The sequence below is a fragment of the Erythrobacter sp. JB2-19 genome (assembly GCF_057365005.1).
In genome coordinates, this window is record NZ_CP200290.1 from 567,415 (window position 1) to 594,072 (window position 26,658).

Sequence of the window (26,658 nt, forward strand, 5' to 3'; positions counted from 1 at the left end):
GCGGAATGGCTTGGCGAGCGTTGTTCGCAAAAGCACTGCCGATTTGAGGAGAGGCAAATGCCATCCGCCGACCCACGGCCATTAACCGATCGGCAGCGTGACGTTATCGAGCGGATTGATCGGCGCGTCCCGATCAAAGTCATTGCTCAGGAGATGGGGGTTTCTGAGACCCGCATCAATCAGCATATCAGGGCTCTCAAAGACGTCTATGAAGCTGGCAGCCTGAATGAGCTGGTTGAGAAATATCGCGCGACGAAGCCTTCACCATCCGGATCAGGGACGGGCGAAGGCAGCCCGGGTTTGAAACCATTTATTGGTCCGGTTCAATTCCCCGGGCAGATGGGCTTCCCGGGAACTGGCGAAAGCAAGATTTCGCTCGGCATTTTTGATGGCCGCTATGGGGTCTTGGCCCGGCTAGCAGCGGTCGTCGGGATCGCCTTCGGTGTCCTTCTTGCTGTTATCTTGGCGCTTAGCGCCGCTCAGGCGCTCAGCGATATCATGGACGCTAGCGCTTAAAGCACCCCCGCAAATCTGGGAGGTTTAGGGTGGGCCGCCACACTGTTGGTGCCCGGAGAGATGGGTGTTTCTGAATGGCGCCGACAGTGCTTTCAAAGAAAATCACACCACAGATATGCGCAAGTAATTGATGTACATGACATTTGAAAAATGCCGAGCTGAGGCCGGGAACGAATTCATTGTACATTCCTTTAAGATGCATAATACCGAACATAGTTAAGATAGCGGATGGCGTTAATACTTCGCCTATTCTGTCTGTAGGCCGAATTCAGGGGCGGTTGTACAATGTGGGGTGCTGCATCATGGAGTGGGCCGTGAGCTCGATCGCAGCCTATAATCTGGTGCCTGATGGCGACGCTCTGATCCCCAGATTTCGGGAGGCGGGTGATCTAACACTGGACCTTTTCCATCGCGATGGCCGGATCGAGGATCGCTGGCTCGGGCTTCATCCGCGTGAATTTGAACTGCTGTGGCGGCTTGCTGAAGAGCCTCAGGTTACATTATCGCGAGAGCAATTGCTCGCCGATGTTTGGCGCATAATGTACGAACCAGAGACCAATAGTGTTGCCGTCCACGTCGCCCGTGTTCGGGCAAAACTGGCTGGTTTCGATCTGGCGCACATCCTGGTGACGGATGAAAACCGTGGGTACTTCCTTGATGTTCCCGCTGAACCGGGTGTGTTCAAATTTTCTAATGAAACGTCGGAGCATGACGAGAACGAAGTCAGCGGCAAACCCTAAGGTGTGTCTGGACTTGAGGAACGCCTTGCGGCAGTCTTTTGGTAGATGAGGCGGAGCGCCCGTTTCCTAGACCTTGAGGGAAAAGACAATGTCCGAAGCTGCTGCAATGACTTCCAATGATCGCATTGCGATTGAGCTGAGTGATGATGGGGTGGCGCAGGTGCGCTTTACCCGCGGCGACAAAATGAATGCACTCGATCCTGAGATGTTTCAGCGGATCATTGAGGCGAGCAGCCAATTGCAGCGGATGAAGGGCCTTCGTGCGGTTGTCCTCTCGGGCGAAGGCCGCGCATTTTGCGCTGGGCTCGACCTGTCGAATTTCTCGCGGCCACCCAGTCCGGATGAACCGGAATTGACAGAGCGGACCTACGGCAATGCCAACAAGTTTCAGCAGGTGGCCATGCAATGGCGCAAGCTACCTGTGCCGGTGATTGCGGCGGTGCACGGCGTGTGCTTTGGCGGGGGCTTGCAGATTGCCAGCGGGGCTGACATTCGCGTTGTCCATCCTGAGACCCGTATGGCCATCATGGAGATGAAATGGGGTCTGGTGCCGGACATGGGTGGCTATGCGCTGTGGCGCGGGCTGGTGCGTGATGATGTGTTGCGTGAGCTTATTTATACCAATCGCGAGTTTTCCGGGGCGGAGGCGCATCAGCTGGGCCTCGCAACCCACGTTGATGAAGATCCGGTCGCGCGCGCCACTCTGATCGCCAGCGAGATTGCCAATCGCAATCCCCACGCGATCCGGGCAGCCAAACGGTTGCAAGCAGGTATGCTGGAAAGCGACACTGATACGATCCTGATGGAGGAAAGCATCGAGCAGCACGGGATCATGCGCACCAAAAATCAGGTCGAGGCGGTGATGGCTGGCATGGAAAAGCGCAAGGCCAATTTCGACGATGTGTGAGGCTGCGGCTTAACCAGCCTGCTGTGCTAACCAAACACCGCGACGCATTGCAGCCCGTCCAGCATCTGGCGACCTTCGCTGTTCCACATCCGCAGACGCTCTGAGGAATAACCATCGTCGGCGTGCTGGCTGGCGTTTTCGGCCAGATACCAGCCATCGGGATTGCTTGCCTCTGGTTCCAGCACATTAAACGACCAGTTGATCGAGCTGATCGGCCCCATTCGCTGCATAATCCGCATCGCGCCGGGCGGCATCACGTCCCCCATCAGCACCAATTGGCTGACGGCGTCGAGGCTGTGGTCTTCGGTCAGCCGCGCCCATCGACGCACGGTCGCGCCGTGGTCTTTGCCTTTGTCCTGGCCAAAACGCACATCGAAATTTTTCTGGATGAAGGCAGGCGCCTGCCCGGTCATCGCTTGGGCCGCTTCCTCAGGGCGGCCGGGCCAATCGTCTGGCGGGCTGGAGGGGCGCAGCGCATTGGGATCGCGGCCGGTACCGAACAGCCAGAAGCCGGTAAGCGCGACTTTCCCTTCGCTTAAGATTTCGCTGCGGACTTGAGTGACATTGCGTCCCTGCCGGATAATTTCAGCCTTCAGTTCGATCTCTTCGCCGATCGGCGCGACAAAGCCGATTTGCGCGGCCCTTAGCGGGGGCAGATCGGGGAAGGCACGTACCGCCATGGTGTATCCCACCAGCGCTGACGCGCCGCCATATAGAGTGCGTCCCTGCATCCAGTCGCTGGCATGCTCCAGGCGGGCGGGGCCGGGCTTGCCGGTGATCGGTTCGAGAAGGCTCGCGATAGTCATGGCTATCATCTCTGCCGCGCCAAAGTGCCTGCGTCCAGATTGCCCTTACGGAAACTCGCCGCTTCGCGCAAAGGGCACAAGGCGCATTGCCTTTGCCGCCGCGAATCGCTAGTGCGCGCGCTCCGCAGGTCGTAAGACCAAAAGGGTTGGCCCGATGGCGGAGTGGTGACGCAGCGGATTGCAAATCCGTGTACGCCGGTTCGATTCCGGCTCGGGCCTCCATCTTTCCCTTGGGAAGATACATATCTGGGTGGTTCGCCACTATCACCCACCGGCGCCGCTTTAGCTCAGGTGGTAGAGCACATCATTCGTAATGATGGGGTCAGAGGTTCGAGTCCTCTAAGCGGCACCACGTTTTTAAGTGTTTGAAACACAATGATTGATAAGAGTCTGTGATACTCTCTATAGCAGAAGTTGTGCAGGAACTACTTGGGTCAAACTTACAAGACCCTTCGCTCAGCTGCATTGGCTGAGTGTCAAAACCTCACTGCCCGACCCGCGTTCAGCTGCGCCGCGCCAAAACTCTGCCATACTAAGACAAGTTCGCTGTAGCTTCGCAGTGCCATCGGCACTGAGCAAGGAAATCAGGCCGAAGCCATCAAAGTGCCATCGGCAGAACAATTCACATAATCACCGGTCAGCCAGCCCTCTGGAAACACGGAAACCTCGTGCCACAAATGCAGGCCCGGCTGCCCCTGGAATTGCTCCACCATACCGCCGAATTGGGCCATAATATCAAGATGGGTGGGGTGATGGTGAGTCCATTCTTCAAGATGACCCAGCGAAGCAAAATAGCCGAGTCCCACAGTGCGTGGTTGCGGGGCCTCCGCACCGCCGATTTCCTCAATAAAGCGCATGCCGAAGCAACCGGTATCCGCTCCATGCTCACGAATATGAGTGAGCCCTCGGTGCAAAGCGGGTTCGACATCCGCTTTGTACTTCGCAAACTGTTCATCATTGATCATGGCGAGATCTTGCGTTGTCTTAATGAGGCACGCATTCGCCGGCGCTTGCACTTTAACCCTGCGGCCCAGCGATGAACCGGCTGGCACGTCAGATACGCCCCCGGTAGCTGCCAACTGATCATCAATCGTTGCAACCATCCTATCGCGGCAGCTGCCCCAATATGCATGGTCAGGCGTGATCTCCATCGCATCGGCCATATTGGCTATACCGCTGACATTCTCCGCACGGGAGCCTGAAGTTTCGTTATGATCGAGCGAGATACGGCAATATTCGCGCCACAGCCCGACATGACCAGTCAGAAAGGCATCATCCTCGAACAGGGCCTCAATCTCTGAAGCAGCTAGCCATGCGTCATATTGCGATTGGCTCTTCCAATAGGCGAACCAAACTTCGCAATTTGGCCCGAAGCCGGTCTTTACACGTCCATGCTCTAGCACACTGGGACCGGTTTCATGGCCCAGTTCAGTCAAGAGGCGGGCCTTTGCACCGGTATCATCGCTGCCGCGATTCTCGATCCCGAAAGTCACCAGAACCAGATCGTCAATATCCCGGAAACGCGGTTCAAACGCGTCGTATGGAGGCTCAAACCCCTCAGGTTTTGCAACCGGCGGTGCCTTACGACGAGGCCCGATATTGGTCATTCAGAGGCCTCCTGACCACCAATTGTTTCAAACGAAGAAGTGTCTTCGGCCGCATATTCGGCGGGTGAAACGACAGGTCTGATTGGATCGCGATTGAGCAGCAAACGTGTGGCCTCTGGTTTTGAGTAATGACCGGCGGGGTCCGCGACGGCTTTCGCCATCACAATCTGATCGAAATCGAGCTCTGCCACAATCAACCCTTCCTCAGTTTCAGAAAGGAATTCTGCTAGCTTGCGACCATCCGGTCCGAAGATCATAGATGACCCACCGCCGAGCTCGATGAATGGCGGAACTTCGTCACCAACTTTGAAAAAGTCGAGCGCAGCTTGGTCGATCACACTCGTTGCCGCCACGACAAAGGATTGACCTTCGACAGCATATATCTGAGAGGCGGCCATGTTTACTTCGGCGCCCAGCGCATGCGCGTTCTCACGATAGACGACAAAGGCAGGCCAAGCGGAAATGTGAATTTCTTCGTTTTGACTATACAAGGCATATTTTGAAAGCGGTTGGATGTGCTCCCAACAGCAAAGCTGGCCAACTCTGCCGATGTCTGTGTCCGAAACGACGAGATCCGCGCCGTAGCCTTCCCCAAAAACTGATCTCTCGACATGGGTTGGTTTGAGTTTACGGCGCAGAGACACAATCGATCCATCGCGACCGATCAGAACTTGGCTCAGGTACAAACTGCCGCCCGAGCGTTCCGAAATTCCGGTCGAAATCATGATATTGGCATCACGCGCCATTTGACACAGACGCTCAAATTCAGGTGTCCCCACCTCAACAGAATTTTCGAAATAGCGAGTGGTAAACTGCATCCCCCACGCGGGTGCACCGAGCCAGATATGGAATGGGTAACCGGGGAACCAGGCTTCTCCAAACGCGATCAGGTCACAACCCTGCTTCGCCGCATCGTCGACGAATTTCTTTGCTTTATCCAGACAGGCATCGAGGTCGAAGAAAATCGGGGCGGCCTGCACGGCAGCGACTGTGATGGGTAATCTCTTGCTCATTGCTTCCACTTTCTAATTCGAACGATCACAGCAATGACGGATCGCAGGTTGCATTTGCTCGTACACCTGAACGATCCGTCACCTCAATTCGTCAAAAATTGACAGTTACGCTCGCGCCCCATTCGGCACCACGCGCGAAGAGTTTCTGTTGGAAACCGCCGGGGTTGAGAATCGATGCACCAGCAACAGCATAGAGTTCATCGGTCACATTGGTCCCAAAAAAGCTGGCACTATACATTCCATCGAGACTGTCCCAAGTCACGCCAACATTCACGGTTGTATAGCCGTCTTGTCCGACCTCGTTGTTTGCATCGAAAAAGAACTCGCTGCGCGTGCTTACGTCGCCGCGGAACGTCAGCGAGCCAAGGTCACCGATCTCGGCGGTATATTGGGCTCCGGCGTTGACCGTCCATTCCGAAGTGCCTGGAAGGGCACTGTCGAGAGTGATGCCAACGACGCCTGCGTCCAATCGGTCGTATTTCGCGTCAATATAGCCCGCACCCAAGTTAAACTGGAATGCATCAACCGGTTGAATCAGCAATTCCAATTCCGCCCCGTTGATCGTTGCTTCAGCCGCGTTCTGGGTGGTCGGCGCGATGCCAAGCTGCACATTCACCTGAAGGTCATTGTACTTTGTGGTGTAGGCGGCCGCGTTCAACTGGACTGTATTGTCGAGAAGCTGCGATTTCAGGCCAATCTCAAACGTGTCGACGGTTTCTGCATCGAAGGCAGGAATGGCATCAACTGGATCCTGACCAGGTTCAGGGAAGATTGGAGGGAAAACGCGCTGAGTGAAGCCACCCGATTTGAAGCCCTGAGAATAGGTGAAATAGGTCGAGACATCTGGCGTCCATTCATAACGGACATTGACCATCGGCGTCACTTTTGTGGTGGATGTGGATGCGGTCACAACCGGAAGTATCGGCGTGCCTTCAGGAATGCCCGTCGCGATGTCACGCAGCACGCGCTGTTCGGGGCTAAAATCGCGCTTATCCCTAGTCCAGCGTAAACCTGCGGTCAGGCTCAGGCTATCGGTGATTTCGTAGGTCGCTTGACCAAAGGCAGCAATCGACTGGTTTTCGACGGTGCCGCCGCTGAGAATCTCAATGACGGAAAAATTCACGAAATTTTCGTTGGTGCCTTCTTCTGCAAAGAAATAGCCGCCCAATATCCAGTTCAACCGATCATCAAACGCTGTGCCTAGCAATTGCAATTCTTGGCTGAACTGCTCGTAGACGAAGCTGTCGACCGTCGAATTGATACTGACAGGTGCGCTGTCTGGCTCGTTTGTGGAATTGCTGTCGAGGTCGCGGTAAGCCGTGATGGACTTTACAGTGATTGCGTCTGACAACTCATATTCAGCGGTGAATGATACGCCGAAGACATCAAGGTCAGAGAAGGAATCTCCAGTGCCCTGATTTATGCCAGGCACGCCGACCGAAACAGACTGCTCGTTAAAACAAGCCGGATTGCTTGCGCCGATAAAGCAGGCGCTCGGCGGCCCCATCATTCCCAATGGAAAGGCAAGAGTGGGGTCGATTGCTGGAGCTACGACAGCATTGTGAAACCCTGCGAAAGGAGCGTCTTGGTCTAGCGCTGTGATGATAAAGGGCGCCGAAGCCTCGCGCCGCCGTGAATAGTCACCAGACAGGGTCAGCTGCAACGGCCCGTTGTCAAAGGCCAGCGTGCCGCGAGCGGAAAAGCTGTTATCATCGCCTAGGAAATCCCCAACATTGGGGCGGAAGACATAGCCGTCACGCTTGTGGTAGTTTGCCGCAAAGCGCGAAGACAGGTTTTCACCCAAAGGAATGTTGACCAGCCCTTGAACCTGTAACCGGTCATCGGATCCGGTCGTCACTTTCAAGCGGCCACCAAACTCATCGTCCGGCTGTTTCGAAGTGACGTTTACAGCGCCGCCAATCGTGTTGCGGCCGAACAATGTGCCTTGCGGTCCACGCAGAACCTCAATCCGCTCAATATCAACCAGATCAATGAGCCCGCCAACCGCGCGCGATATATAGACACCGTCAACATACAGACCGACGCCGGGGTCTGTGTTGAGCGAGAAGTCAACTTGGCCAACACCGCGCAGGAAGATCGCCGGTGTTGCAGAGCTTCCGGAAAATGCGGCTGATGTATTGATTGTCAAACCCGGCGTAACGTCAGAGATCTGGCCGACATTTGAAATTTGCCGGCTTTCAAGAGCTTCTCCACCAAACGCCGTGATCGAGATTGGTGTGTCCTGAATGTTCTCTTCACGCCGGCGCGCGGTCACGACGATCGTATTAATGCCGCCTCGTTCCGCTTCTTCTTGAGGCTGTGTTTGATCGGTGCCGTCAATTTCCTGAGCGTGGACGCTGCTTGCAGCAAAACCCAATGCCAATAGTGAGGCGGTTGCCGCTAGATGTGTGTTTCTCGTCATTTAAGTCACTCCCTCTAACCTGCCTGGTAAGCCCGCTGTTACGCCCTCAATCAATTTCGAAAGTTCGCCGACTTATTTGGACAGAATCGCCAGTGCTTTCGCGATTCTTCATCATCAACCTAGCTCATGCTTTCCGTGAAACTTGACACTGGCGGCGCAAAATGTTGAATATTCACGTAATGAATTTGTAAGGATGGCAACTTGACCGACGCAACCCTATCTCAGCTTGATCGCTTCACCACAGAAGCGGTGGTGCCATCCAGGCGCGGCGAACATTGGAATCGTTTGGTCAACGCGGCTTTCTTGCCGCTGGAAACGGAGTTGTTGCAAGATAACGAGTTCACGGGCCAGATTGAGTTGCTGCGGTCCGGGCGTACCGGCATCGCTCTGGTGCGTGCAGGATCCCAGATTGTCCGACGTAGCCGGAAGGCTATTCGAGCCGGCGATGGCTCGTCATACATTTTTGTCTGCCAAACGGCTGGTAGAGGGGCCATCTGGCAAGATCAGGAAGAAATCAAACTAGCAGAGGGTGACATCACATTTGTCGATAGTGACCGCCCGTATGAGCTGCGTTTCGACACGTTTTTTGAGCAAGCGGTATTTCAGGTGCCGAAAGAAGTCTTTCACGAACGCTGTCGATGGTTGGCGGGCGCAGCTCCTATCCGTCTCAATGGGCAAGATGCGCTGACAAAAATTATTGCCCAGAATATGAAAACATTGCTGTCGGTTGGGCAAAATTTGCCTGAAGGCCTGCGGCCCCAAGTCTTCGGGAGCCTGACCAGTCTTGTCTCGACTGCGCTGGGCGCCAGGTTCGATTCCACCGCAAATGATATCACACAGCCGCGTATCGAGCATCTGCAGCGCGCAAAACGGTTTATCCTCGACAATCTGAAGGACGAGGCGCTTAATCCCCAAATGGTCAGCGCGGGATGCAACATCTCCCCTCGCTATTTGAGAGATCTATTTGCGAAGGATGGTCAATCGCTAACTGCTTGGATTAAGGCGCAAAGGCTCGATGCGGCGAGGATGGACATGGAATCAAACCTCGGCGGCAGCGAAACTCTCAGTCAGATTGCTTATCGTTGGGGTTTTGCCGACTACACGCACTTTTGCCGGTCCTTTAAAGCGGCCTATGGGACAAGTCCGCGAGCGTGGGTGAAGCAAAGGGGCTTTAGCAATGGCGGTGGAGGCCAAGCGCATTGATGGCCGTCTTTTAGGTCCGATTTGCGGAAATGCCCACCTACTTCTCAGAGGCGCCCGCTAAGTTGCGCGCGATCTTTTGCAACGTTCCGTTGAGTTGAGCGATCTCTTCGGCTTCGACTCCGTCGAAAGCGATCCCATAGATACGGTCTGCCTGATGCCAGGCCAGCGGCCGTGCCCGCCTGCCATTGCGCGTCAGCAAGACTTCGGTCACCCGCGCATCCGAGGCGCGCTGGCGAGTCTCAACCAACCCTTCTGTCTGCATGCGTTTGACAATCCGTGTCATTGTCGAAAGTTTGATGCAAGATTCCTTGGCGAGGTAGCTGACACTGCGCGCGCGGTCGCCCGACAGCAGCATAAGGACCCGCCAGTGAGGAACATCAAGCTCTACGGTTTTGAGGCCTGCCTCCAGAAACTCAAGATACCGGTCATGCGTGCGAATGAGCCAATAGAATGGCCATGTTTGGACATCGAACTTTGGGTTCTCGGTTCCGTCGGTCGCATATGCATCCCTAGTCGCTGTATCGACATCAGGTGTTGTGTAATTCACGAGGCTTCTCAACTTTAGTTGAAAGATCAACTTGTCTATGGCGGCAAAACTTTAAAAAGAAAAGCGTTGCCAGTCGGTTCGCGCAGGCGGCTATGCCAATTCCTTGTCTGGCCACGCCAGCAAGGCAGCATCCGTCGCCTTCTGGATCTGCTCACGGCTGACGCCAGGCGCTATTTCGGCGACTGCCAATCCTTCGCCCTTCACATCGAAAATGCCCAAATCGGTAATGATCCGCTTCACAACGCCTTGCCCAGTTAGAGGCAGCGTGCATTGCTTCATCAGTTTTGCCGCGCCTGATTTTGTGACGTGATCGGTGATCACAACCACGCGTTTCGCACCAGCGACAAGATCCATGCCGCCGCCCATCCCTTTGACCAGCTTGCCCGGGATCATCCAGTTGGCGATATCGCCGTTCTGGGCGACCTCCATTGTCCCAAGGATTGCAAGATCGATATGGCCGCCGCGGATCATCGCGAAGGATGTCGATGAGCTGAAATAAGATGTGCGGTCGAGTTCGGTAATGGTTTGCTTGCCCGCATTGATTAGGTCAGGATCTGCCTCTCCTTCAAACGGGAAGGGCCCCATTCCGAGCATGCCGTTTTCGGATTGGAGGATAAGATCTCGGTCCGCCGGAATGTGGTTTGCAACCAGAGTGGGAATGCCAATGCCCAAATTGACATAAAATCCATCCTCGATCTCTTCGGCAGCCTTTGCGGCCATTTCATCACGGCTCCAGCTCATTGTGCGACTTCCTTCGAGCGTTCAGTCAGTTTTTCAATGCGTTTGGCGCGCGTGCTTTGGACCACACGTTGAACAAAGATGCCTGGCGTATGAATGTGATCTGGGTCCAGCGATCCGGCGGGGACGATTTGTTCAACTTCGGCCACGGTAATGCGCCCACCCATCGCCATGTCAGGGTTAAAATTACGAGCGGTCTTGCGGTAGATCAGGTTGCCGTCTTCGTCTGCGATTTCGGCCTTCACCAGCGCCAGATCAGCGACGATGCCCGTTTCCATGACATGAGGGACACCATCAAATTGGCGGATCTCCTTGCCCTCAGCATTGACCGTGCCGACGCCTGTTTTCGTGTAAAAGCCAGCAATTCCGGCGCCGCCTGCGCGGCAACGCTCGGCTAATGTCCCTTGGGGGCAGAACTCCAGTTCGATCGCACCTGACAAATAGAGGTCAGAAAACAGTTTGTTGTCTCCAACGTAAGATGAAATCATCTTTCGGATTTGCCCGGTTGAGAGAAGCAGGGCGAGGCCTTCGCCATCGGTTCCTGCATTGTTGGACACACAAGTCAGCGCGCTAGCGCCTGTGTCTCGTAAGGCTTCGATCAATGATGCCGGCATCCCGCACAGGCCAAATCCGCCCGCCATGACAGTCATGCCATCGGTGGCGATCCCTGCCAGTGCATCTGCTGCGTTTCCGAAAACCTTTTTCTTCAAGACACCCTCATTTGCTTCACATCTATTTTTTGCTTGCCAATACGCTTGGATCAATTTACGTGATTAATCAAGTTTTATCTTTGAGGATGCAAATTGACCCAGATTTCCACCCCTATGGCAGTTGAAAACGACTCGCTGCATGGTCAGGCCGACTCGGTCTTGGCTGCAAGGGTTAGGGTTGGTGACGGGCGTTTCTCGGTTATGATCAAAGATACAATTGATCTTGCTGGAGCGGTGAGTGCAGCAGGCAGTGCGGCATTAATATCTGAAAAACCAGCATATTCAAATTCCCGGATCGTTGAAAATCTGCTTGATTCGAATTGCAGTATCACTGGCAAGACCAATCTGCACGAGCTTGCTTATGGTGTGACTGGGATCAACGATTGGTCCGGTACGCCGTGCAATCCCCACTATCCGACTCTGATACCAGGGGGTCATCGAGTGGTTCCGCCGTGGCCGTCTCAGCCGGAATGTGTGATTTTTCAATTGGTACAGATACAGGCGGTTCGATCCGAATTCCAGCGGCCTGTTGCGGCATATTTGGTCTGAAGCCGACATTCGGTCGTATTTCCAGAGCGGGCTGCGCGCCCAAGGTTTCTTCGCTGGACTGCGTTGGGCCGTTCGCGCGCGATGCTGGGATGCTGCACAAAGCGATGCAGTGTATCGATCCTGAGTTTTCTCCACTTCCTCCAATCGACCAAATCCGCTTTGGCTGGCTTGAAACTGCGGCAGAAGAAGCCGTTGCGCAAATGGTTTGGCGCTCGGTTGAGGACGCATTCGGTTCGATCCATGAAGGCATTGCGCTTGATGCTTTTGATGATGCTAACCAGGCCGGCCTCACAATCATTGCGCGGGAAACCCACAATGCGTTCGGCCATTTGATTTCTACTGGAAAGCTGGGCGCAGATATTGCCCACCGTCTGACAAAGGCAGGGCAGGTTAGCGACGATCAATTGGTGCAGGCCGAGCGTGTGCGCGGCGAATTTACGGCTGAACTGGATAAAGCGCTGGAGGCTGTCGACATTGTCGCGCTGCCTACGCTTGCCGGGCTGCCGCCGCGCCTTGAGGATGCTGGTGATCTGATGAAGATGCTGGCGCTGACCGCCCTGTGCCGACCATTCAATGTCAGCGGACATCCGGCCCTGAGTGTGCCCGTTGGCGAGATCGACGGCGCGCCGGTTAGCCTCCAGCTTGTCGGCCGTGAGGGTGAAGACGAGACATTGATCGCGGCGGCACAGAAATTTGCACCGCTCCACACCTCCAAAATCAACACAGTTCAAAGCTGAAGGAAGCAATCATGCACATTTCCGATGCAAAAGAATTCTCGCCATCAGAGTTCATTGATAAATCACGTTTTGAGGCTCTCCTCGAAGACATTGCGGCTCGGCGCGACGAATTTCGTGATCAACGCCATGTCAGCAAGGATGTGATCGAGGAGCTGCAAGCTATTGGCCTGTATCGCGCTTTCGTTCCGACTCAGTTCGGCGGGAGTGAAATGCCAGCTAGCGATTTCCTTCAAATCATTGAACGCATCTCTGAGGCTGATGGATCGGTGGGCTGGGTGGCTAGCTTTGCTTTCGCCACAAAATATCTTTCATCGCTCCCGCCAGAGACGCTGTCGAAAATTTACGCGGACACGCCTGATATCGTCTTCGCAGGCGCGGTATTTCCCCCCAACCCGCGAAGAAGGTGGATGGCGGGGTCCGGGTCAGCGGACGTTGGAGCTTCGGCAGCGGGTGCATGGGGGCCTCTCTGATTGGGGTCGGCATCAGTATTGAAGGGCAGGATGGCCCGCCTTTGCCGCTGATGGCGGTCATGCCGGCGGATCAGGTCACGATCGATCCAACTTGGGATACGCTGGGTATGACCGGCACTGGCAGTCATGATCTGGTTGTTGAAGACGTTTTTGTGCCGGATGACTGGATTTTGGTAAGAGGCGCGGCTCCCACTATCAATTCGACTGCCTATGATTACCCGACATTGGGGATTTCGGCGCAAGTGCTGGCGGTCTGCAATCTGGGTATTGCGCGTGCGGCAGTCGACCACGTGATTGGCATTGCCGACAAGTCGAAATCCATCACCGGCGCGCCGACACTTGGCGACCGTGACAATGTTCAAATCCATCTTGGCGAATGCGAGGCAAAGCTGTGTGCAGCGCGCAGCTGGTTTTATGAATTGAGCGATGAAATCTGGGCAAAGTCGGAAGCGCGCGAGGAAATGACGCGTGATGACATGATGCGTCTGCGTTTGGCTTCATCCCATGCCGCGCGCACGGGGGCGGAGGTCGCACGGGCCTGTTTCGAGATGACCGGCACGATGGGCATTTTCAACGCCAATCCTCTGTCCCGCTATCTCGCTGACGCGATGGTGACGGCGCAGCACGCCTTCCTCAATGAAGGATCTTTTATGAACGCGGGCAAGGTTCTGGTCGGGCAACCGCCGATCCCTGGATACGCTTGAGCCAAACGGACCATATTGAAAGGGATTGCCATGACTGAACAGCCTAAGAAAATTCGCACGCTCTTGTGCATTGCCGTGTTGCAACCATTCTTCGATTTGCCTTCCTCAGAGATCGGGAAAGTCTGGAGCGCGTTCGGCGAGATGATGGGACGCATCAACCAGATGGAGGGCGTCGAAGTCCTCGGCATGCTCGACGATGACGAGACAATGGTGGGAACGTCTCCCGACGGCTATCCTTGGACCGCTTACATCATGGCCGACATGCCCGATCGCGACAGCGTTATCGCAGCATGCAATCTGTTCCGCACGATTGAGATCGGTGAGTATCGCCTTTGGAAATATTGCCGGGTCGAGGCGCGGATGGGCCGCGCGCTCGAAGTGCCTGAGCAATACGCGAACGGTTGAGCGCACGCGTGATGTCTAGCCCGTCATCTTCTTTAACTGATCATGCTCGTCTGGCTGAGCTGGAGCGCCGGTTGTTTGCGCTTGAGGCAGAGAGTGCGATCCGCGGTCTTGTCGCTCGCTATATGGAGATTTGCGACGACCTCGATCCCCATACCGATTTCGATGAGCTTGGCAGTCTCTTTGGCGAGAATGCGAAGTGGCTTGGCGGCGGGGCAAGCTATGAGCAGGCATTTGGCGTGCACAATGGCAGAGCCGAGATAGTCGCATTCCTGCGTGGTTATGCCGAACCACCACATTTTGCCTCCAACGCGCATTTTCTCACCAGTGAAACCATCAACGTTGATGGCGAAACGGCCGAGGGCAGCTGGATGATGTTGCAGATGCCAAGCTTTGCGTGCGGCGAGAGCTTCGTGCTCGCTGCGCAGCTCAAGCTTGGTTTCGTATTTGAGGACGGTGCGTGGCGAATTGATCGTTTCCTAACGACCAATCTGCTCGACCGTCAGATCGAGGGACAATGGAGAAACGACTCCAAAATCCCAACTCCCAATTCAACACCGGAAAAAGGGGACTGAAATGGCCACTGCTTTCACCCGTCAAAACTCTACGGAGTTTGATTTTGACCACCTGGTTCAGCATGATCGTGTGCACACATCCCTGTACAATGATGCAGCCATTTTCGACGTGGAGATGGATAAGATCTTCGGCGAGACATGGGTCTGGGTTGCGCATGAAAGTGAGCTTCCGGGCAAGGGCGATTTCATCACCACCCATGTTGGCATGCAGCCGGTTATCGTCTCACGCGACCGCAAGGGTGTTGTTCGCGTTTTGCTCAATCGTTGTCGTCATCGCGCGGCAACGGTGTGTGAAGCGAAAAAAGGCAATGCGGCAAGCTTTGTGTGCCCTTATCATGGGTGGGGTTATGCGCAGGATGGTTCTTTGCGCGGTGTGCCGATGGCGGATGGCTACGATGCGAGCTTCAATAAGTCCGAATACGGTCTGATTAACCTTCGGACCGAGAGCTATAATGGGCTGATCTTCGCAACGCATAACGATGATGCGCCAAGCCTTGATGATTTTCTGGGCAAGGCAAAGCCGTGGATTGACCTGTTTATGAAACAGGGCGGCGGATATCCCGTTTCCACCGGCGGCGAGCATAAGTTTCGTTTCCCAGGCAATTGGAAAATCCAGCTTGAGAACACAACCGACGCCTATCACTTTCCGGTCGTCCACAAATCGTTCCTGAACTCGCTGGATTCGCAAGCCGAGGAATTGTTCTCCTTCCTTGATGGCGACGGCTATGTCGAAGATCTCGGCAATGGCCATTCAGTCATGGTGATGATCCCTGAACTGGTAGATCTCGATGCCAATCTGGATGATCCGATACCTGACCGTTTTGAAGAGCTCGCCGAAGAGCTGCGCAAGGAACACAGCGAAGAAGAGGTTCGCCGCATCGTGCGGGCAGTCGGCGGCACCGGGTTCAACCTGAATTTATTCCCGAACATCGCGTGTTCTATGGCATTTTCCGGGCTCTGCGTCCGATTTCAGTCGAAGAGACAGAGATCCGTCATATTGCGATCACCATGGAAGGCGGGCCTGAGGCCGCCAACCAGATGCGGCTGCGGCTGCACGAACATTTCCAAGGCCCGATGGGTTTTGGCAGCACCGACGATGCCGAAGCGTGGGAACGCGTTCAGCGTGGCTCGCAAGCCGGGCCTGACCTTTGGATAATGCTCAATCGCGGTCTTGATGGCGATGGCAACGGCCCTGGTGGTTCAAACCGTGGTGATGTCAGCGCCGAAACTGGAATGCGTGCCGCCTATGGCGAGTGGAAACGGATGATGCAGGCATGAGCACTTCAATTCAACTCAACGAAGCGACCGCACTGATCTGGCAAGAGGCAGAATTGCTTGACCGTCAGGACTATGACGAGTGGCTCAAAGTGTGGTCAGATGATGGCCTCTACATCATCCCAATCGAGAAAGACTGCGATGATTTCGCGAACAGTCTGAACTACATTTACGACGATCAGAGTATGCGAGACATGCGGGTGAGACGGCTGAAGAGCAGTTTTTCCATGTCCGCGCTGACGGCGGCCAGCACCGTTAGAACTGTGTCGCGTTTCACCGTATCCAATCAGAGCGATAACGCGATTGAAGTTCGCGCCGCGCAAATTCTGATTGAGCACAAGCGTGATAACAGCCGGACCGTTGCGGCCAATGTCGACTACCGCCTTGTTCGCGGTCCAAACGGCCTTCAGATCGCGCAAAAGGTTGTCTGGCTCGCCAATAGCGAGGATTCAGTCAACGGTATTGGATATTTGCTGTGAGCCTTCCTGATTATCACGATGTCGCGATCGTAACAGGGGCTGGGCGTGGTCTGGGCCAGGTGATTGCTCGAGAGCTGGTCGCTGCCGGATATCGTGTGGCGGCGAGCGACTTGGACCGGGCACGCGCCGAGGCGACCTGTACAGCGATTGATCCGTCGGGTCTGCGATCCATGCCGGTCACTCTCGATGTGTCTGGCAAGAGTGCTTTCGAACAGGCCTTGAGCGATGTGAGCGATCAGTGGGGCGGTGTGGGCGTGCTGGTCAACAATGCCGGCATCACCAAGACTACGCCTCTGTTCGAGATTACGCCGGAAGAATTTACCGAAGTCACCAACGTCAATCTGCGTGGCACATTTCTAGGCTGCCAGGTCTTCGGGCGCGCATTCGCTGATCAGGGCTATGGCCGGATCATCAATCTCTCCTCGCTTGCCGCTCAGAATGGCGGAGCCGCTACCGGAGCGCATTACGCTGCGTCGAAAGGTGGAATTGCCACACTGACCAAAGTGTTCGCGCGGGATCTTGCTGCAAAAGGTGTGACGGTAAATGCCATTGCACCAGGCCCGCTGGATGTGGAGCTGGTGCATGAAATTCTGCCCGCTGACAAACTGGCTGCTGTGACCGCTTCAATCCCGGTTGGGACACTCGGTGATCCAGCATTCATTGCCGCCATCGTAAAGCTGATGGCTTCGCCACAAGCGTCCTCGATGACGGGTTCAACTGTGGACTCAAATGGGGGGCTCTATGTCCGCTAAGCCTGTCATCTCGACCAAAGTTGCAAGCCGGATCGACCACCCTTCGGGAGTGATGATCGTCGAGTTGGAACCTGCCGATGGCGCGGTGTTGCCTCCGTTCTCAGCTGGCGCCCATGTCGAGGTTCTGATTGAAGAAGGGCTGACGCGGCAATATTCGCTTTGCGGCGCTCCGTGCTCGGCTGGGTTGTATCGCCTTGGAATTCTTAAAGACCAGAATTCGCGCGGGGGATCTAAGGCGCTCCATGCGCGCCTTTCAAAAGGTGATACGCTCAAAATTAAGGCGCCAGAGAACCTCTTTCCGCTCGCACATGATGCCACGCATGTCACATTGGTGGGCGGAGGAATTGGTATCACGCCGCTGATCGCGATGGCCTATGATCTCCATGAGAAGGGCACGCCGTTTACCCTGCATTATTGCATCAGCGATCCGGGTAAAGCCGCGTTCGAAAGTGAACTCAAACGGGCACCTTTCGCCGCGCAAGTCCACTTGCATTGCAGTAGATCAGACGCGCATCCTGCTTTTGCGGCAGGCGACATCCCGGCGCATTTGGACGGGCATCACATTTACACCTGCGGGCCCGACGGGTTCATGGACCACGTGTTCGATTTGGGTCGAAAGCACGGGTATGCTGACGACGCTTTGCATAAAGAGTTGTTCAGCGCGGATGTCGACACATCAGGGGACAGCTTCGAAGTTGAGGCATCACAAAGCGGCCAGATATTCGCGATTGGCGAAGACGAAACCATTGCCGAAGTGCTCAGTGCAGCCGGAATTGAAATTGCTGTTTCTTGCGAAGAGGGCATTTGCGGCACTTGTCTGACCGACGTGATCGAGGGTGATATCGACCACCGCGATCAGTATCTATCGGATGAAGAGCGCGAAGAGGGCGAACTTATGCTGGTCTGCTGCTCGCGGGCCAAATCGAAAAAACTAGTGCTCGATCTATGAGCAATCCGCTTGCCTCAAATGGTCCCACGATTGAGCGGGTCGAAAGCTGGATCATCTCCATCCCGACAATCCGCGCGCACGCTTTATCAATGGCGACAACGTCTGAGCAGAGGATCGTTCTGGTGAAAATCACCACTTCAAACGGGGATTTTGGGTGGGGAGAAGCAACCACAATTGGCGGCCTCGCCTATGCAGACGAAAGCCCTGACAGCATCAAGCTAACGATTGATCGCTACTTTGCAGATATGTTGATCGGTCGGCCGATCCTACGCCCTGCGTTGGCGATGGCGGCAATAAACCAAAGCTGCGTCGGTAATTACTTTGCCAAATGTGCGGTTGAGATGGCGCTGCTCGATTGTCTGGGCAAGCACACCGAAATGCCGCTTTCCGAATTGCTGGGGGGCCGTTTGCATGACCGGCTGAGCGTCGCCTGGACTTTGGCCAGCGGCAATACAGAGCGGGATATTGCCGAAGGGCGCGAGATGATCGCAGCGCGGCGGCACAACATCTTCAAACTCAAGATCGGCAAAAACCACTGGCAGGACGACTTGGCGCATGTTCGCAAGATTTGTGATGCGCTGGGCGAGCAGGCCAGCATAAGAGTGGATGTCAATCAGGCATGGGATCTGCCAACAGCGCAGAAGGTCATTCCCGCTCTCACGGAGGCGGGGGTTGAGCTTGTCGAGCAACCGATGCGGGGGCAGACCATGCTGGCGCGCGTGAACTGCGCTCGCTCGGGACCGCTGGGATTATGGCGGATGAAGCGCTACGCGGCGGTGTGGAGTCGGCTCTTGCGATCTGCGTCAGCCGCTCTGCTGATGCGATATCCCTAAAGATTGCGCAGGCTGGTGGCCTTACACCTTGCCGGGACGTCGCCAGGATTGGCGTAGCTGCTGGACTGTCACTTTATGGCGGAACAATGCTGGAAGGCAGCGTTGGCACTGCGGCATCTGCTCATCTGTTCTCAACTTTGCCCAACATCGCATGGGGCACAGAGCTGTTCGGCCCACTGCTGTTGACGCGAGACTTCCTGACTACGCCGCTCACCTACGACGATTTTTCGCTGGTCGTGCCCACGGGACCAGGTCTTGGCATTGAGATCGATGAAGCTGCTGTTTCGGAATGCGCCGAGACATGAAGCGGCCCCAGTCAAACAAAGGATAAAGTATGCTGTTCATGGTCGAAATGACGGTCAACGTGCCGCACGGTATTGATCAAACGACATTTCAACAGGAAGTCGCCACCGAAAAAGCACGTGCAGAAGAGCTGCAACGAGCGGGCACCTGGCGGCACCTTTGGCGTGTCGCGGGTCAGTACGCAAATGTCAGTATCTTTGATGTCGAGGGCCCTGGCGCGCTCCACGAATTGCTGATCGGCCTGCCGCTTTACAAATATATGGACGTGAAGGTCACGGCGCTGTGCCGCCATCCGTCCTCAATCCACACCAACGACCAATAGCATTCATCAGGGAGAGAACCGATGCCCAACGTTTACGAGAGCGAGCATGTCCAGAACCTGCTCAAAAGAGTCGCCGGACTTGATCAAGATGGCGGTGACCCGCGCGTGAAGAGCATTGTTTACGATCTCGTGTCCGCGATCTGCGCTACGATTGAAAAGCACGATGTGAGCGAGAGCGAGCTTTGGAATGCTGTAAACTTTTTGGGTGCTGGCGCCGATGAGTATGGCCTGATCGTGCCGGGCATCGGATTGGAGCACTATATGGATGTTCTGATGGATGCTGCGGATGCAGAGGCGGGTCTAAGCGGAGGCACACCGCGAACCATCGAAGGCCCACTATTCGTGGAAGGCGCACCGCAGTCAGACGGTCACGCCGTTATGAGCGACAGCGAAGACGAAGGGGAAGTGCTGATCGTAAATGGCACCGTGCGCGATTTGGAAGGGAACCCGGTTGCCAACGCTGTGCTCGACGTTTGGCATGCTGACACGCGCGGCTTTTATTCGCACTTCGACCCCACTGAACAGCAAGGTCCGTTCAACAATCGCCGCAAGATCAAAACCGGCGCAGATGGCACATACAGTTTCCGTTCGATCATGCCGGTTGGATATAGCGTGCCTCCCGAAGGAACGACGGATCGTTTGATGAAGGCCTTGGGGCGTCATGGCAGCCGTCCTGCGCACATCCACTATTTCGTGCGCGCTGAGGGTTTCCGCCACCTCACCACACAGATCAATATCGCTGATGACCCATTGGTGCACGATGACTTTGCCTATGCAACCCGCGATGAGCTGATCCCCTCGCTGACGCGCTCTGAAGACGGGGCCGCGATCACCTTCGACTTTGAACTCGTTCCCAACGAGGTTGGCGCATACAGGCTGTCTGACCGCGTTCGGACAGCCGCCTGATGCCAGGTCAGGGATAAGTCAGGTGAAACCTCCCAGCCATATCGAAACAAGCGACCGGACGAGGATCGCTATCGACTATCGCCCCGTCGTGGGTGCTCCTGTCCTTGTGCTGTCCAATTCGTTGGGTACTGACATGTCGATGTGGGAACCGCAGATAGAGAGCTGGTCATCGCAATTCTCCATTTTTCGTTACGATACGCGCGGCCATGGAGGGTCTGATTGCCCGCCTGGTTCGTATTCCATCGATCGCTTGGCACTTGATGTGATAGAAATTCTGGATGCTCTCGCAATCGAGCGTGCCCACTTTTGCGGTCTCTCTCTTGGCGGGATGACGGGCCAGCGTTTGGGCTGGCTCGCGCCGGATCGCTTCAAATCGATCACATTGGCCGCGACGAGTGCCTATATGGGGCCTCCATCCGGTTGGCAGGAGAGGATTGAAACCGTCAGCGTAGGCGGGATGCAGGCGATTGCGGACAAAACGCAGAATGTCTGGTTTACGCCAAAATACCAGTCGGAAAGCGGCGATGAGATTGCCCGCCTTCGCGCCATCTTCCTATCCACAGACGTTATGGGATATGCCGGTTGCTGCGGTGCAATTCGTGATATGGATTTGCGAGCATCAGCGCGTCTGAACGCAGGGCCCGTGCTTGTCATTGCCGGTAGGGATGATCATGCAACCCCTGTCTCCCATTCGGAATTTCTGGTGTCTCAGATGCCCGATGCTCGGCTGGCCATGCTTGCCGGCGCGCATCTGGTCAATTTTCAACAACCGCAGAAATTTGCCCAGCTCGTATCTGAGTTCATTCACGAACACGACTAGGAGTACGCAGCATGCCTCATCTAACGATAGAATACAGCCGCCCGGCTTTGGATGAAGCGAGGTTAGGGAAACTCATCGATGCGCTGATCGGCGTTGCGGACCGATCCGATGTGATCGAACTGCCGAATGTGAAATTGCGGGCGATCCCTCTCGATCATTACCGCGTAGGGGCGAATGTAGAACCCTTTGTCCATATCGGCGTCGCCTTGATGGCCGGGCGGCCAAAGGCCGACCTGTCAGGGCTTAGTAACCAGATTTTCGATGCCGCTGCCGATCTCTTGCCTGATGTGGATCAAGTGACGGTCGATATCAGGCAAACAGACCCCGATACTTATCGCAAGCGCGCTAGCTAGGCGTTCACGCTTACCATCAGATCCCACAGGAGTGCAGTATGTCTGACACCAAACAGAAAGATGATAGCGTCGAGGCGCTCAAACAGTGCTTCTTTAACGGGATGAGTTTGGCTGCTGCCACGGTCAATGTGGTAACCACTGATGGCCCCGGTGGACGTGCGGGAGTGACCGTTTCGGCGATGTCATCTGTGTCAGCAGATACGCCAAAACCGACACTGCTGGTTTGCGTCAACGAAGCCAGTGCCGCTGCCAAAATAATTCTTGAGAACGGCGTTTTTTGCGTCAATGTCCTGCGCGATCATCAGTCATATGTGTCGGACGTATTCGCCGGCCGATTTAATGATCAGCTATCAGACAAGTTCGATTGTGCAGAATGGCAACAATTTGAGACGGGCGCGCCAGCAGCAATTGGCGCGTTGGTGGCATTTGATTGCAAGGTATCTTTGACTGAAAAAGTCGGCTCACACTATGTCATCTTTGGGCAAGTCCAGCATGTCGAAGTCGGTGAATCCGGCAGCGCTTTAACCTACGCCAATCGTGCTTACAGTTCGGCTCAGCCGATCGAAATTGGACAGCCGGACGAAGGAGATAAATTTGCTCCGGTATCGATAGGTTGCTTCCACACCTTTGCGCCAACAATTGTGCCGCCCATCATGAGAAGGCTTAGCGATGCGAACACTCCGGTTTCGCTCAATCTTGTTGAGGGGGACAATCGCCGGTTGAAAACTGCATTGCTTTCCGGCGAAATCGATTTTGCATTTCTGTATGATTATGATCTCGCACCGGAACTTGAGACTGAACAGATTGCGGATCTGAAGCCCTATGTGCTGCTGTCGGCCAATCATCCACTCGCCAAACTGGATAAACTCCAACCTGAAGATCTAGCCAATGTTCCGATGGTATCGGTTCGTGAGGAATCGAGTAGAGTGCGGTTGGAAAGCGTCTTGCACCAATTCAATATTGAACCCCAAGTGGTCTACCGATCCTCCTCATTGGAAATGACGCGGGCGATGGTTGCGCAGGGATTAGGCTTCGCAATTGTTATGACGCGAACCGCAAACTCTCGCTCTCATGGAGGTTTGGAATTGGTTTCACGAGAACTCAGCACGACTATACGGGAGAGCCGCATCGTCCTGGCCCGGAAGAAAGGCAGCGCGAGCCATTCGATGGAAAAAAGAATGCTGGAGATAGCCCGTACAGTCTCGATCTAAGCGCGGAGATTTTGTCCGGCGTTACCTGCTAACTGCACCTGATTGACGAAAGAGGCGGCCAGGGGGGTACTCTATATCTAACAGAGACGAGTTCGCTTTTGCCTGACAGAACCGGGTGAAAGCATACTGGTGCTCAGCCCCAAAACCAGTCAATATGATCCCGATATGACACCTGAATTCGGCGAATATACCCTGCGCGATCACCATGCCAAATTGTTGGCAACTGCCGGGTGAGCGCAGGAAACCTGCTCTTCACCGCGCTTAGCTGTGTGTTCTTTATGGCGCTGGTCGGCTGGATCAGCTGGCTGAAAACGCGTGGGACCGCTGACACTAAAGACGGCTATTTCCTCGCAGGGCGCGGGCTGGGTGCGACCTTTATCGCTGGCTCGCTGCTGCTCACCAACCTTTCTGCAGAGCAGCTGATCGGGCTGAACGGCTCTGCCTATGGCTACAATATGTCGAGCATGGGCTGGGAGGTCACGGCGGCGGTCGCGACGATTGCGATGGCGCTTATCTTCCTGCCGAAATATCTCGCGGGCGCTTTCACGACCCTGCCGCAGTTCCTCAATGACCGGTTCGATCCGGTGGTCCGGCGCATGTCGGTGGTATTGTTCATGCTTGGATACGGCCTCGTGACAATCCCCAGCGTGCTCTATTCTGGCTCGGTTGCCGTCTTGCTGTTGTTCGACGTGCCTGCGCTCACTGGCCTTGCATACTTCCCGGCATTGGTGATGACGGTGATTGCGATCGGCGTCACCGGCGCGGTCTATGCAATATTCGGAGGGCTGCGCGCGGTGGCGATTTCCGACACGCTAAATGGCGTAGGCTTGCTGATCATCGGCGTGCTTGTGCCCGTGTTTGGCCTGATCGCGCTGGGCGGGGGCAGTTTCGGCGATGGCCTGGCCCAGATCACGACGCAAAATCCGGAGAAGCTGAACGCTATTGGCGCGTCGGATGATCCCACGCCGTTCGGCACGATCTTTACCGGCATGATCTTCGCCAATCTGTTTTACTGGTGCACCAATCAATATGTGATCCAGCGCACGCTCGGCGCGCAAAGCCTCGCTGAAGGACAAAAGGGCGTGCTGTTTTCCGGCTTCTTCAAGATCCTGGTGCCGTTCATGATGATGATCCCCGGTGTCATCGCGTTCCACCTTTATGGCCCTGGGCTGGGCACAATTGACGAGGCCTATCCGCGTCTGATCCGAGACGTTTTGCCCGTCTATCTGTCCGGCTTCTTCCTAGCGGTGCTGCTGGGCGCGGTGTTCAGTTCCTTCAATTCGCTGCTCAATTCTGCCGCGACTCTGTTTGCCTTGGATGTCTATGCGCCCGCGCGCGGCGGCGAGGCGAGTGACGCGGAGCTGGTGCGGGTCGCCAAGATCGCCGGCCTGGTGATCGCGCTGTTTTCTTTTGTGGTCGCGCCGCTGCTCTATTTTTCGCCAGAGGGGCTGTGGCAAATCATCCGGGTCTTCACCGGCTTTTATAATATCCCGACCGTGGTGATCGTGATCATCGGCCTGTTCACATCGCGCGTGCCCGCGCTGGGCGCGAAACTTGTGATCATCTTCCACGTGGTCACCTACGGTCTCATCCGCTTTGTGCTTGATGATGTGATCACGCTGCACTTCATCCATCTCTATGCCGTGCTGTTCTGGATTGAGGTTGGCATTATGCTGGCCTGCGGCTGGCTGCGTCCGCGCGCAGAGGCGTGGCAATTTACCCGCGACGAGAAGGTCGACCTCACCCCGTGGCGCTTTGCCAAGCCGCTGGCGGTGACGCTGTTCAGCTGCGTCGTGGCGACCTATCTGCTGTTCTCGCCGCTGGGCCTGGCATCAATCAATGGGCCTGGCATCGTGTTCGGGTTGTTGATCAGCGCTCTGGTGATCGCGAACCTTGGCGTCTGGGTAATGGCCGCGCGGCGAACCGCCTAGGCAATCAGTGAGGCGAGCACCCGGCGCTTGCCCGCGAACGGCCGCCGCCCATGCATCACCTGGTAATTGTCGAGCAAGGCCACATCGCCCGCCTGCCACGCCAGATCATGGGTCAGCTCATCCGCAATACGGATCGCGTCGGCCATGTCCTCCGGAGTGATCGGCTCTCCGTCACCAAAAGTGATCGCGTGGTTGGGATCATTGCGGCTGTCGGCCCAGCCTCTGAATGCCGCGATTAACTGGTTGAAGAAGCTGGTGCCGCCAGCAGCGAGTTCGCGCACAGCGGGCAGGGCCGCCGTGGTGACGCGCAGGCTCTCATCCTCCAGCCATTCCCATGAATAGCCGAGCGCTGACAGCCGCGTCTCAGCGCCCGCTTGGTCGGTCACGCTCAACGTGCTGCGCCAACTGCGCCCTTGGCCAGAGCCTGCATCGTCGCTGCCCGGCATAACATTGGTGTATCGCACGCCCTCGGCCTTCACGCGCGCGATGAATTCCGGATTGGCGGTGCGCAATTGATCGAGCACCCAGTCTGACCGGCACAGCGGCGTTGCCCCGCCGCTTTCCGCGGCAATTTCGCAGTAAAAGAGCAGTTTTGCCGGATAGAGCGGCGTCTGCGCCATTTCGTGATGCAGGAAAATTTCGGTCTCTGGTGGCGCTTCATTGGCGGTGAAAACGCGCGGCGTCACATTGGTGCGCACCGCATTGGAGAGCGAATCCTCATAAGTAAAACCTGTCTCGCCATAGGCCTCAATAGCGGCATCGAAGGCCAAGGGATCAGGAACATCGAACCCGCGAAACAGCAGCGCGCCCGCATGGTCCAAGGCCGCGTCGACCGCCGGTTTATTCGCGCTGATAAACGCGCTGAGATCGCCGCCGCCGGTGATGATCGCTGGAAATTCTGGAGTTTCACTCATCGCGTCGCTCAATCGTAAATCGGGTGGAAGGTGCCAAATGCCGCCTCTGCAAACACGCCGGGATCGTTAAATCGGCGATCCTGATTGAGCGCACTGATCGCGGCCATTTCGACCTGACTCAGTTCGAAATCGTCAATGGCCAGGTTCTCACGCATCCGCTCCGGCTTGGTGGTCTTCGGGATCACTGCCGTGCCGCGTTGCACGCCCCAGCGCAGCACCACTTGCGCCGTCGTTTTGCGATGGGCTTGAGCTGCCACCATCACGGGGGCAGAGCCGAGAACGCTCTCTTCTTGGCTAGCCATATTGAGCTCGAAATAGCTTTGAGCGCCGAGTGGGGAAAAGGCGGTGACTGGAATGCCATAAGCGCCCGCGCAGCGGACCAGTTTTTCCTGCGTTAGAAACGGGTGGCTTTCCACTTGCAGCATGGATGGCGCGATCCGGGCGTAGCTCATCAAATCATGGATCAAGCCGGTGTTGTAATTGCACACGCCGATTTGCTTCACGAGGCGCTTATCGACCAGAGCCTCCATCGCCGCCCATGTCGTATGCAGCGGAACCTTGGCCAGTTTCATGCCAGAGTTCGCGGCGGGATCATGCACCCATTCGGGTGGATAGCGGGTTTCAATCGGCACATATTCGAGAGCGATCGGGAAGTGGATCAGATACAGATCAAGCTGCTCGATGCCCAGATCATCCAATGATTTGCGGCAGGCTTTTTCGACGTGCTCGGGCGCGTGGAATGTGTTCCACAGCTTGGAGGTGATCCACAGCTCGTCGCGCGTCACCAGACCTTCGCTGATCGCCTGGGCGATGCCTTGGCCGGTTTCAATCTCATTGCCGTAATCCGCCGCGCTGTCGAAATGACGATAGCCTGCGCGGACCGCCCCAACCACGGTTGCGGCGGTGTCTTCGCGCGGGATTTTCCAAAGGCCAAAGCCAATCGGGGGCATGATCTGCGGCATAG

At 55.8% G+C, this 26,658-nt stretch carries 31 protein-coding genes, 2 tRNA genes and 1 pseudogene; 25 read left to right on the top strand and 9 right to left on the bottom strand.

Going from position 1 to position 26,658, the window contains the following annotated elements:
• Positions 1 to 57 precede the first annotated feature (57 nt).
• The 3 genes from AC0V6O_RS02860 to AC0V6O_RS02870 all read left to right on the top strand — a co-directional run bounded on the left by AC0V6O_RS02860 (position 58) and on the right by AC0V6O_RS02870 (position 2,163).
• Positions 58 to 516: a helix-turn-helix transcriptional regulator gene (locus AC0V6O_RS02860; protein ID WP_486141419.1), complete on the top strand. Its 459-nt coding sequence runs from the start codon at positions 58 to 60 to the stop codon at positions 514 to 516.
• A gap of 314 nt (positions 517 to 830) precedes the next feature.
• Positions 831 to 1,256 carry a winged helix-turn-helix domain-containing protein gene (locus AC0V6O_RS02865; protein ID WP_472639712.1) on the top strand — a complete coding sequence of 142 codons (426 nt, stop codon included), beginning with the start codon at positions 831 to 833 and terminating at the stop codon, positions 1,254 to 1,256.
• Positions 1,257 to 1,344: 88 nt separating this feature from the next.
• Complete coding sequence (locus tag AC0V6O_RS02870; protein WP_486141420.1) at positions 1,345 to 2,163, top strand: crotonase/enoyl-CoA hydratase family protein; 819 nt, start codon at positions 1,345 to 1,347, stop codon at positions 2,161 to 2,163.
• Between the two features lie 26 nt (positions 2,164 to 2,189).
• Here AC0V6O_RS02870 and AC0V6O_RS02875 read toward each other — a convergent pair whose 3' ends face one another.
• Positions 2,190 to 2,969, bottom strand: a complete 780-nt coding sequence (locus tag AC0V6O_RS02875; RefSeq protein WP_486141421.1) for an acyl-CoA thioesterase — start codon at positions 2,967 to 2,969, stop codon at positions 2,190 to 2,192.
• A gap of 148 nt (positions 2,970 to 3,117) precedes the next feature.
• Here AC0V6O_RS02875 and AC0V6O_RS02880 point away from each other — a divergent pair.
• Together AC0V6O_RS02880 and AC0V6O_RS02885 are read left to right on the top strand one after the other, a co-directional pair.
• Positions 3,118 to 3,191, top strand: a tRNA-Cys gene (locus tag AC0V6O_RS02880).
• 54 nt (positions 3,192 to 3,245) lie between these two features.
• Positions 3,246 to 3,321: transfer RNA gene (locus AC0V6O_RS02885), tRNA-Thr, on the top strand.
• Positions 3,322 to 3,553: 232 nt separating this feature from the next.
• Here AC0V6O_RS02885 and AC0V6O_RS02890 read toward each other — a convergent pair.
• The 3 genes from AC0V6O_RS02890 to AC0V6O_RS02900 form a co-directional block, all read right to left on the bottom strand.
• Entirely contained in the window at positions 3,554 to 4,576 is a 1,023-nt protein-coding gene (locus AC0V6O_RS02890; RefSeq protein WP_486141422.1) for a phenylacetaldoxime dehydratase family protein, read from the bottom strand.
• Entirely contained in the window at positions 4,573 to 5,589 is a 1,017-nt protein-coding gene (locus tag AC0V6O_RS02895) for a carbon-nitrogen hydrolase family protein (RefSeq protein ID WP_486141423.1), read from the bottom strand. The genes AC0V6O_RS02890 and AC0V6O_RS02895 overlap by 4 nt, the downstream gene beginning before the upstream one ends.
• Before the next feature lie 91 nt (positions 5,590 to 5,680).
• On the bottom strand, positions 5,681 to 8,011 hold the full coding sequence (locus AC0V6O_RS02900; protein ID WP_486141424.1) for a TonB-dependent receptor: 2,331 nt from the start codon (positions 8,009 to 8,011) through the stop codon (positions 5,681 to 5,683).
• A 201-nt stretch (positions 8,012 to 8,212) separates the two neighbouring features.
• Here AC0V6O_RS02900 and AC0V6O_RS02905 point away from each other — a divergent pair, with 201 nt between their 5' ends.
• On the top strand, positions 8,213 to 9,214 hold the full coding sequence (locus tag AC0V6O_RS02905; protein WP_486141425.1) for an AraC-like ligand-binding domain-containing protein: 1,002 nt from the start codon (positions 8,213 to 8,215) through the stop codon (positions 9,212 to 9,214).
• Positions 9,215 to 9,251: 37 nt separating this feature from the next.
• On the opposite strand, the gene AC0V6O_RS02910 is transcribed toward AC0V6O_RS02905, so the two are convergent.
• From AC0V6O_RS02910 to AC0V6O_RS02920, 3 genes are all read right to left on the bottom strand, one after another.
• Positions 9,252 to 9,761, bottom strand: a complete 510-nt coding sequence (locus AC0V6O_RS02910) for a MarR family winged helix-turn-helix transcriptional regulator (protein WP_472640622.1) — start codon at positions 9,759 to 9,761, stop codon at positions 9,252 to 9,254.
• A 90-nt stretch (positions 9,762 to 9,851) separates the two neighbouring features.
• On the bottom strand, positions 9,852 to 10,502 hold the full coding sequence (locus AC0V6O_RS02915) for a 3-oxoacid CoA-transferase subunit B (protein WP_486141426.1): 651 nt from the start codon (positions 10,500 to 10,502) through the stop codon (positions 9,852 to 9,854).
• Complete coding sequence (locus tag AC0V6O_RS02920) at positions 10,499 to 11,209, bottom strand: CoA transferase subunit A (protein ID WP_472640624.1); 711 nt, start codon at positions 11,207 to 11,209, stop codon at positions 10,499 to 10,501. Before AC0V6O_RS02920 ends, AC0V6O_RS02915 begins: the two co-directional genes overlap by 4 nt.
• A 201-nt stretch (positions 11,210 to 11,410) precedes the next feature.
• Here AC0V6O_RS02920 and AC0V6O_RS02925 point away from each other — a divergent pair.
• From AC0V6O_RS02925 to AC0V6O_RS03015, 19 genes and pseudogenes are all read left to right on the top strand, one after another.
• Positions 11,411 to 11,817, top strand: a pseudogene (locus AC0V6O_RS02925) (amidase family protein); the annotation flags it as partial.
• Between the two features lie 30 nt (positions 11,818 to 11,847).
• Entirely contained in the window at positions 11,848 to 12,495 is a 648-nt protein-coding gene (locus AC0V6O_RS02930) for an amidase family protein (protein WP_486145476.1), read from the top strand.
• A gap of 11 nt (positions 12,496 to 12,506) precedes the next feature.
• Complete coding sequence (locus AC0V6O_RS02935) at positions 12,507 to 12,965, top strand: acyl-CoA dehydrogenase family protein (protein ID WP_472640626.1); 459 nt, start codon at positions 12,507 to 12,509, stop codon at positions 12,963 to 12,965.
• Complete coding sequence (locus tag AC0V6O_RS02940; protein WP_486141427.1) at positions 12,950 to 13,669, top strand: acyl-CoA dehydrogenase family protein; 720 nt, start codon at positions 12,950 to 12,952, stop codon at positions 13,667 to 13,669. The genes AC0V6O_RS02935 and AC0V6O_RS02940 overlap by 16 nt, the downstream gene beginning before the upstream one ends.
• Positions 13,670 to 13,699: 30 nt before the next feature.
• Positions 13,700 to 14,074, top strand: coding sequence for a hypothetical protein (locus tag AC0V6O_RS02945; RefSeq protein WP_472640628.1), 375 nt, complete (start codon positions 13,700 to 13,702; stop codon positions 14,072 to 14,074).
• Between the two features lie 11 nt (positions 14,075 to 14,085).
• The gene (locus tag AC0V6O_RS02950) at positions 14,086 to 14,646 is read left to right on the top strand and encodes a nuclear transport factor 2 family protein (protein ID WP_486141428.1); all 561 of its coding nucleotides are present in this window, start codon (positions 14,086 to 14,088) and stop codon (positions 14,644 to 14,646) included.
• A gap of 1 nt (position 14,647) precedes the next feature.
• Complete coding sequence (locus AC0V6O_RS02955; RefSeq protein ID WP_486141429.1) at positions 14,648 to 15,802, top strand: aromatic ring-hydroxylating oxygenase subunit alpha; 1,155 nt, start codon at positions 14,648 to 14,650, stop codon at positions 15,800 to 15,802.
• Positions 15,802 to 15,924, top strand: coding sequence for a hypothetical protein (locus AC0V6O_RS02960; RefSeq protein WP_486141430.1), 123 nt, complete (start codon positions 15,802 to 15,804; stop codon positions 15,922 to 15,924). Before AC0V6O_RS02955 ends, AC0V6O_RS02960 begins: the two co-directional genes overlap by 1 nt.
• Positions 15,921 to 16,400, top strand: a complete 480-nt coding sequence (locus tag AC0V6O_RS02965) for an aromatic-ring-hydroxylating dioxygenase subunit beta (RefSeq protein WP_486141431.1) — start codon at positions 15,921 to 15,923, stop codon at positions 16,398 to 16,400. Before AC0V6O_RS02960 ends, AC0V6O_RS02965 begins: the two co-directional genes overlap by 4 nt.
• Positions 16,397 to 17,152 carry an SDR family NAD(P)-dependent oxidoreductase gene (locus tag AC0V6O_RS02970; RefSeq protein ID WP_486141432.1) on the top strand — a complete coding sequence of 252 codons (756 nt, stop codon included), beginning with the start codon at positions 16,397 to 16,399 and terminating at the stop codon, positions 17,150 to 17,152. Before AC0V6O_RS02965 ends, AC0V6O_RS02970 begins: the two co-directional genes overlap by 4 nt.
• A complete protein-coding gene (locus AC0V6O_RS02975; protein WP_486141433.1) occupies positions 17,142 to 18,101 on the top strand; it encodes a PDR/VanB family oxidoreductase in 960 nt (319 codons plus the stop codon). Before AC0V6O_RS02970 ends, AC0V6O_RS02975 begins: the two co-directional genes overlap by 11 nt.
• Positions 18,098 to 18,934 (top strand): enolase C-terminal domain-like protein, encoded by an 837-nt coding sequence (locus AC0V6O_RS02980; RefSeq protein ID WP_486141434.1) that lies wholly within the window; start codon positions 18,098 to 18,100, stop codon positions 18,932 to 18,934. Before AC0V6O_RS02975 ends, AC0V6O_RS02980 begins: the two co-directional genes overlap by 4 nt.
• Positions 18,853 to 19,239 (top strand): enolase C-terminal domain-like protein, encoded by a 387-nt coding sequence (locus AC0V6O_RS02985; protein WP_486141435.1) that lies wholly within the window; start codon positions 18,853 to 18,855, stop codon positions 19,237 to 19,239. Before AC0V6O_RS02980 ends, AC0V6O_RS02985 begins: the two co-directional genes overlap by 82 nt.
• 29 nt (positions 19,240 to 19,268) lie before the next feature.
• Complete coding sequence (catC, locus tag AC0V6O_RS02990) at positions 19,269 to 19,559, top strand: muconolactone Delta-isomerase (RefSeq protein WP_486141436.1); 291 nt, start codon at positions 19,269 to 19,271, stop codon at positions 19,557 to 19,559.
• A 21-nt stretch (positions 19,560 to 19,580) separates the two neighbouring features.
• On the top strand, positions 19,581 to 20,465 hold the full coding sequence (locus AC0V6O_RS02995) for a dioxygenase family protein (protein ID WP_486141437.1): 885 nt from the start codon (positions 19,581 to 19,583) through the stop codon (positions 20,463 to 20,465).
• Between the two features lie 22 nt (positions 20,466 to 20,487).
• A complete protein-coding gene (gene pcaD / locus AC0V6O_RS03000) occupies positions 20,488 to 21,285 on the top strand; it encodes a 3-oxoadipate enol-lactonase (RefSeq protein WP_486141438.1) in 798 nt (265 codons plus the stop codon).
• An 11-nt stretch (positions 21,286 to 21,296) separates the two neighbouring features.
• The gene (locus AC0V6O_RS03005) at positions 21,297 to 21,638 is read left to right on the top strand and encodes a 5-carboxymethyl-2-hydroxymuconate Delta-isomerase (protein WP_486141439.1); all 342 of its coding nucleotides are present in this window, start codon (positions 21,297 to 21,299) and stop codon (positions 21,636 to 21,638) included.
• Positions 21,639 to 21,676: 38 nt separating this feature from the next.
• A complete protein-coding gene (locus AC0V6O_RS03010) occupies positions 21,677 to 22,849 on the top strand; it encodes a LysR substrate-binding domain-containing protein (RefSeq protein WP_486141440.1) in 1,173 nt (390 codons plus the stop codon).
• A gap of 230 nt (positions 22,850 to 23,079) precedes the next feature.
• Complete coding sequence (locus AC0V6O_RS03015; protein WP_486141441.1) at positions 23,080 to 24,780, top strand: solute:sodium symporter family transporter; 1,701 nt, start codon at positions 23,080 to 23,082, stop codon at positions 24,778 to 24,780.
• Here the strand turns inward: AC0V6O_RS03015 and AC0V6O_RS03020 are convergent.
• Positions 24,777 to 25,694 (bottom strand): TauD/TfdA family dioxygenase, encoded by a 918-nt coding sequence (locus AC0V6O_RS03020; protein WP_486141442.1) that lies wholly within the window; start codon positions 25,692 to 25,694, stop codon positions 24,777 to 24,779. The two genes, AC0V6O_RS03015 and AC0V6O_RS03020, sit on opposite strands and share 4 nt — an antisense overlap.
• 8 nt (positions 25,695 to 25,702) lie before the next feature.
• Positions 25,703 to 26,656 (bottom strand): aldo/keto reductase, encoded by a 954-nt coding sequence (locus tag AC0V6O_RS03025; RefSeq protein WP_486141443.1) that lies wholly within the window; start codon positions 26,654 to 26,656, stop codon positions 25,703 to 25,705.
• Positions 26,657 to 26,658 lie beyond the last annotated feature (2 nt).